Origin of the sequence: Spirillospora sp. NPDC049652, from assembly GCF_040675125.1 — a bacterium.
GTDB lineage: Bacteria > Actinomycetota > Actinomycetes > Streptosporangiales > Streptosporangiaceae > Spirillospora.
The window spans coordinates 1-5,311 of record NZ_JBFAOF010000499.1; the positions used below are offsets into that span (position 1 = coordinate 1).

The 5,311-nt window shown below is 74.8% G+C and carries 5 protein-coding genes and 1 pseudogene; all 6 read right to left on the reverse strand.

All coding sequences use genetic code 11. The features are described from left to right. A pseudogene (locus tag AB0J52_RS26190) lies at window positions 1-199 on the reverse strand (hypothetical protein); the annotation flags it as partial. Next, complete coding sequence (locus AB0J52_RS26195) at window positions 199-1,254, reverse strand: HAD-IIIC family phosphatase (RefSeq protein ID WP_500184933.1); 1,056 nt, start codon at window positions 1,252-1,254, stop codon at window positions 199-201. The pseudogene AB0J52_RS26190 and the gene AB0J52_RS26195, both read right to left, overlap by 1 nt. Next, on the reverse strand, window positions 1,251-2,465 hold the full coding sequence (locus AB0J52_RS26200; RefSeq protein WP_500184935.1) for an acyl-CoA dehydrogenase family protein: 1,215 nt from the start codon (window positions 2,463-2,465) through the stop codon (window positions 1,251-1,253). Before AB0J52_RS26200 ends, AB0J52_RS26195 begins: the two co-directional genes overlap by 4 nt. Next, window positions 2,462-2,710 (reverse strand): acyl carrier protein, encoded by a 249-nt coding sequence (locus AB0J52_RS26205; protein WP_500184936.1) that lies wholly within the window; start codon window positions 2,708-2,710, stop codon window positions 2,462-2,464. Before AB0J52_RS26205 ends, AB0J52_RS26200 begins: the two co-directional genes overlap by 4 nt. Window positions 2,711-2,716: 6 nt before the next feature. Beyond that, a complete protein-coding gene (locus AB0J52_RS26210) occupies window positions 2,717-3,592 on the reverse strand; it encodes a 3-hydroxyacyl-CoA dehydrogenase family protein (protein WP_500184938.1) in 876 nt (291 codons plus the stop codon). After that, window positions 3,592-5,311, reverse strand: a 1,720-nt coding sequence (locus AB0J52_RS26215; RefSeq protein WP_500184939.1) for a polyketide synthase dehydratase domain-containing protein, incomplete at its 5' end; no start/stop codon positions are given. The genes AB0J52_RS26210 and AB0J52_RS26215, both read right to left, overlap by 1 nt.

Consider the following 5,311-nt stretch of genomic DNA (forward strand, 5'->3'; position numbering starts at 1 on the left):
CCTCGATGTCCGGGCCGAGCGCGTCCGGCCAGCCCGCGTAGGCCGCCGCGCCGCCGCCCGCGTGCGGGAAGCACAGCAGCCGGACCGCCGCGTCCGGGCGCGGCCGGCGCGTGACCAGCCCGACGGTGGAGCCGACGCCGCGCGCCCGGCCCGTCCACACCTGGTCGCCGGCGCGCGCCGGTCGCGGTCCGGGCGGCATCAGCGGCCGCCGGGGGTGTCGACCCGCAGGTGGTCCGGGTACGGCGGGACGTCGGCCAGGTCGCACTCCAGCAGCCGGGTCTCGCCGTCGCGGGCGGTCTCGGCGAAGCCGTTGAAGCGGTAGGTCACGAACATCATGCGGTTGCGCCCGTTCGGGACGAACTCGGCGAGCAGCCGGGCCCCGGCGTCGCGGGCGAGGCGGCGCAGGAACGTGATGACGACGCCGCCGACACCGCGCGACATCACCCGGCAGGACATCAGCAGGAGCCGGATCGTCCAGTCCGAGCCGTCCTGCTCCAGGAGGGTGAGGCCGATCGTGCCGTAGGGGCCGAACCGGTCCTCCAGCCGCATCACGTAGAGGCGGTGGTCCGGCGAGGTTCGGAAGGCGTCCAGCTCGGCCATGGAGTAGGTGCGGCCGGTGGTGTTCAGCTGGTGGGTGCGGACGGTCAGCTCCTCGGCGCGGCGCAGGTCGTCCGGTCCGGCCTCGGCGATGACCAGGCGCATGTCCAGGGTGGCGAGGAACTCCTCGGCCGGTCCGTCGAAGCGCTCCTGGACCTCCTGCCGCCGCGACTCGGCCCGGTACATCAGGCGCCGCCGGCGGGCGTCGGCGGTGACCGTCCCGGGGGTGAACTCGGGACGGCCGGCGAGGTCCGCCGCGTCCGCCGCGTCGATGCAGCGGACCTGCGGTAGCTGGAAGCCGACCTCCCCCCGCTCGAACGCGTCGTCGTCCACGAACGCGATCGCGTCCAGGCCGATGTTCAGCGCCTTCGCGACGGCCTCGACGGACGTGGACTTGGCGCCCCAGCCGATCTGCGGGTGCAGGAAGTAGTCGGCGACGCCGAGCCGCTCCAGGGCGGCCAGCGCGGCGTCCGGGTCGTTGCGGCTGGCGACCGAGTGCAGGATGCCGCGCTCGTCGAGGGCGCGCAGCACCTCGGCGACGCCCGGCCGCAGCCGCGCGCCGCCGCCCTCCAGCAGCACCCCCTCCCACAGGGTGTCGTCCAGGTCCCAGACGACGCATTTCAGCGTGCGGACCGGGCTCGCCTGGTCGGCGGTCATCCGTTCTTCCTCTCGGTCTCGGGCGGGAACATCCGGTAGGCGGACTCGGCGAGGACGACCTGCTGCACCTGGGTGCTGCCCTCGATGATCTCCATGACCCGGGAGTCGCGCAGGTACCGCTGGACCGGGGCGTCCGGGCCGATCCCGCGCGCCCCGTGGATCTGGACGGCGTCCCCGGCGGCGCGGGACGCGACCGTGGACGCGAAGTACTTGGCCATCCAGGTGGCGTGCACCGAGGCCGGGTCGCCCGCCTCGCGGAGCCGTCCGGCGCGCAGGCAGAGCAGCCGCGCGGCGGTCGCGCCGGTGGCCATGTCGGCGAGCATCCGCTGGACGAGCTGGTGCCCGTTGAGCGGCCCGCCGAACTGGTGGCGCGCGTCCGCGTGGGTGAGCGCGGCGCGCAGGCACGCCTCGGCCAGGCCGGCGCATCCCCAGGCGACGCTGTAGCGGCCGAGTTCGAGCGCGGTCGCGACGACGGCGGACAGGCCGAACCCGGGCCGTCCGACGAGGTTGGCGGCCGGGACGCGGCAGCCGTCCAGGCGGACGCGCGCCAGCATGGACGCGCGGGTGCCGAGCGCGCCGGTCATGGGCCGGACGTCCAGGCCGGGCCGGTCGTGCTCGACCAGGAAGGCGGCGTGCCCCCCTCCGTCCAGGCGGGCGAGCACGAGGAAAAGGTCGGCGTACTGGCCGAAGGTGATCCAGTGCTTGAGCCCGGACAGGACGTACCCGTCGCCGTCGCGGCGGGCGGCGGTGGTGACGGACCCGAGGTCGCTGCCCGCGTCCGGCTCGGTGACGGCGAACGCGCCGAGGGTCGTGCCGTCCGCCAGCCGCGGCAGCCAGTGCCGCCGCTGCTCGGCCGTGCCCCAGCGGTCCAGGGCGTGCGCGACCATGCTGTGCACGGTGAGCAGGCTGCGGACCGACGAGCACGCGCGGCCGGCCTCGCCGTGCAGCAGCCCGAGGGTGACGGCGTCCAGGCCGGCGCCGCCGTACCGCGCCGGGACCGCCGCGCCCAGGTGGCCCGCCTTCGCGAGCCGTTCGACGACGTCGCGGGGCAGGTGCTCCTCGCGGTCCCAGCGGTCCGCGTACGGGACGAGGTGGTCGTCGGCGAACGCCGCGAACTCCGCCCGGGCCGCCCGCTGGGCCCCGGTGAGGTCGGCGGCGCTGTCGGCACTGGTGTCGGGCGCGGTGTCGGCGGCGTTGTGGGGCGCGGTCATCCGCCGACCGCCTCCGGGCGGCCGGCGGCGAGGGCGGCGATCGCGTCCACCGTGCTGAAGTTCGCCAGGACCAGGTCCTCGTCGCGCACCTCGCGGCCGAGCTCGTTCTCGACGAACAGCACGAGCTGCATGATGAACAGGGAGTTGACGTGCCCGGCGGCGAAGATGTCCTCGTCGTCGGCGACCTCCCAGCCCCGGATGTACCGGGCCAGGAACTCGCGGACTCGGGGTCGGACGTCGTCCATCGTTCCTCACTTCGCGTGGTCGTAGACGTGGAAGCCCCGGCCGCTCTTGCGGCCGAGCAGCCCGGCGGCCACCATCCGGCGCAGCAGCGGGCAGGGCCGGTACTTGCTGTCGGCGAACGCGGTGTGCAGCCCCTCGACGGACGCCAGGATCGTGTCGAGGCCGATCAGGTCGGCGGTCTCCAGCGGCCCCATCCGGTGCCCGAAGCACTCCCGGAACAGCCGGTCGACCTGCGCGGCGTCCGCCACGCCCTCCTGCACCAGGAACGCCGCCTCGTTCACGGTCAGCATCAGCACCCGGTTGGTGACGAACCCGGGCGAGTCGGCCACCACGACGGCCTCCTTGCCCAGCGCGTCCAGCAGGGCCCTGCCGCGGTCGACCGTGGCGTCGGAGGTGTGGTGGCCGCGGATGACCTCGACCATCGGGCGCATCGGGACGGGGTTCATGAAGTGCATGCCGAGCACCGCGTCCGGCCGGCCGGTCATCGCGCCGATCGCGGTGATCGGGATGACCGAGGTGTTCGCGGCGAAGACCGTCCCGGGCGCGCAGACCTCGTCCAGGCGCTCGTACACGGGCCGCTTGAGGTCGGCGTCCTCGGTGATGTTCTCGACGACGAAGTCGGCGCGGGCGAGCGCGCCGAGGTCGGTGGTGTACTCGATGCGCTGGTGGACCTCGGCGCGGTCCGGCACCGGCCCGGCGTCCTTCCCGCTCCGCGCGAGCAGGCGGTGCAGGCGCAGGCCCTCGTCGACCTTGCGCCGGGCGCGTTCGAGGACGTCGTCGCCGGTGTCCACCAGCACGACGCCGATCCCGGCCTGGGCGACGGCCTGGGCCACCCCGGTCCCCATCACGCCGGCGCCCACCACGCCGACCGTCGTGAACCCCATCAGTCCTCCCGGGTCTCGTGCTCGGCGGCCGGTTCCGCCTCGCGGTGCAGCAGGGCGGCGAGCTGGGCCACGGTGCGGGCCTCGAACAGCGCGCCGAGCGGAACGGTCAGGCCGAGGTCCCGGCCGATCCGGTTGACCATCTCCAGGCCGAGCAGCGAATGGCCGCCGAGCTCGAAGAAGACGTCGTCCACGCCGATCCGGTCGATGCCGAGGAGGTCCTGCCAGAGCGCGGCGAGCTTCTCCTGGAGCGGGTCGGCGGGCGGACGGTACGGGGTGCGGACGTTCGGCCGGGGATGCGGCGCCGGTCGGCCCGCGTCGTCCGCGCCGTCCGCGCCACCGCCGGGCGTGAGGGCGGAGGCGGCGATGTCGGCGGCGATCAGGTCGAGATCCTTGGTCGCGACCGCCACCTGCGGGCCGATCCGGGCCGCGAGGAGGCGGCGAAGGGCGTCCGCGCCCTCGGCGGGTCTCAGTCCGGTGGCGAGGTGCCGCGCGAGCGGGCCCCCCGGCGACGCCGTCCTCCGGGGAGGCGGCGTGTATTCGAGGAACGCGGCGTCCGTGCGGATGCCGGTGCCGGTGCGGGCGTCGTCCAGGGTGCGCCGCAGGTCGGCGACGCGCTTGAGGACGAAGTCCTCGATCTCCACCAGGACGCGGCCGTCCTCGTCGTAGAGGGTGATGTCGGCCGTGCGGGTCTCGTTCTCCGGACGGTCGTCCTCGGCGTAGCGGTGGTGGCTGAAGACACGGCGGGTGAGCGGGCGGTGGACGCGCAGCCGTCCGTACGCGATCGGGATGCGGAACGTCTCGGCGAGGCGCGTCCCGACGAACCCGGCGGCGAGGTCGAGGAGCGAGGGGTGCAGGTGCAGGCGGTCGAGGTCGTCCAGGAACGCGTCGGGGAGGACCAGCTCCGCCAGCGCCTCCCGGTCGCCCTCCCACACGCGGCGGAGGCACTGCGAGCGACCGCCGAAGGCCATGAGGCCGGTGAGCTCGGGCAGGCCGAGGTCGCGCATGCCGCCGGTCAGGTCACTGATCGGACGGTCCGGAGGCGGCGGGTCGGCGAAGGACGCGACGTCGCCGGCCGCGTGGACCTGCCAGCGGGACCCGCCGTCCCCCGGAAGGGGGCCGATGACGGTGACGTGAGCGGCCGCCGTCCCGTGCCGGTCGATGACCACGCGGAGCTCGCGGTCGCCGTCCTGGTCGAGGACGACCGGGGTCGCGAACCGGAAGTCGCGCAGCTCGATCCGCTCCTCGCCGGTCAGGTCGGCGAACGCGGCGCGGGCCAGTTCGAGGTGGCCGGTGCCCGGGACGACGGGGTCGCCGAGCATCCGGTGCTCGTCCACCAGCCAGGACGACGCGCTTCCGACGGAGGCGTCGTACACCGTGTGGGAGTCGTACACCGCGTGCGCGTCGTCCCGTTCGAGGCGGGCGCGCAGGAGGGGGTGGTCCACCGGGGTCCGGTGTTCGGATGCGGATTCGGGGGCGGGTTCGCCGCCGAGGTGGCGTTGGGCCATGCCCGCGTCCTGCCAGGCGTCCCAGTTCACCGATACGATCTCGGGCCCATCGCCCTTGGCTGCGGCGTGCTGCGCGAGCGCGTCGAGGAAGGCGTTGGCCGCCGCGTAGTCCGCCTGGCCGACCGCGCCGGGGGTGACCAGCATGAACTCGCGGTCGTGCGGCAGCCCGGCAGGGGTCAGCTCCGCGGTGGACAGTGCCGTGCCGCCGGCGCTC

What these genes read in the sequence shown, in the direction of transcription:
- AB0J52_RS26195 (WP_500184933.1), bottom strand. Translation starts at nt 1,254, where the DNA reads ATGACCGCCGACCAGGCGAGCCCGGTCCGCACGCTGAAATGCGTCGTC.
- AB0J52_RS26200 (WP_500184935.1), bottom strand. Translation starts at nt 2,465, where the DNA reads ATGACCGCGCCCCACAACGCCGCCGACACCGCGCCCGACACCAGTGCC.
- AB0J52_RS26205 (WP_500184936.1), bottom strand. Translation starts at nt 2,710, where the DNA reads ATGGACGACGTCCGACCCCGAGTCCGCGAGTTCCTGGCCCGGTACATC.
- AB0J52_RS26210 (WP_500184938.1), bottom strand. Translation starts at nt 3,592, where the DNA reads ATGGGGTTCACGACGGTCGGCGTGGTGGGCGCCGGCGTGATGGGGACC.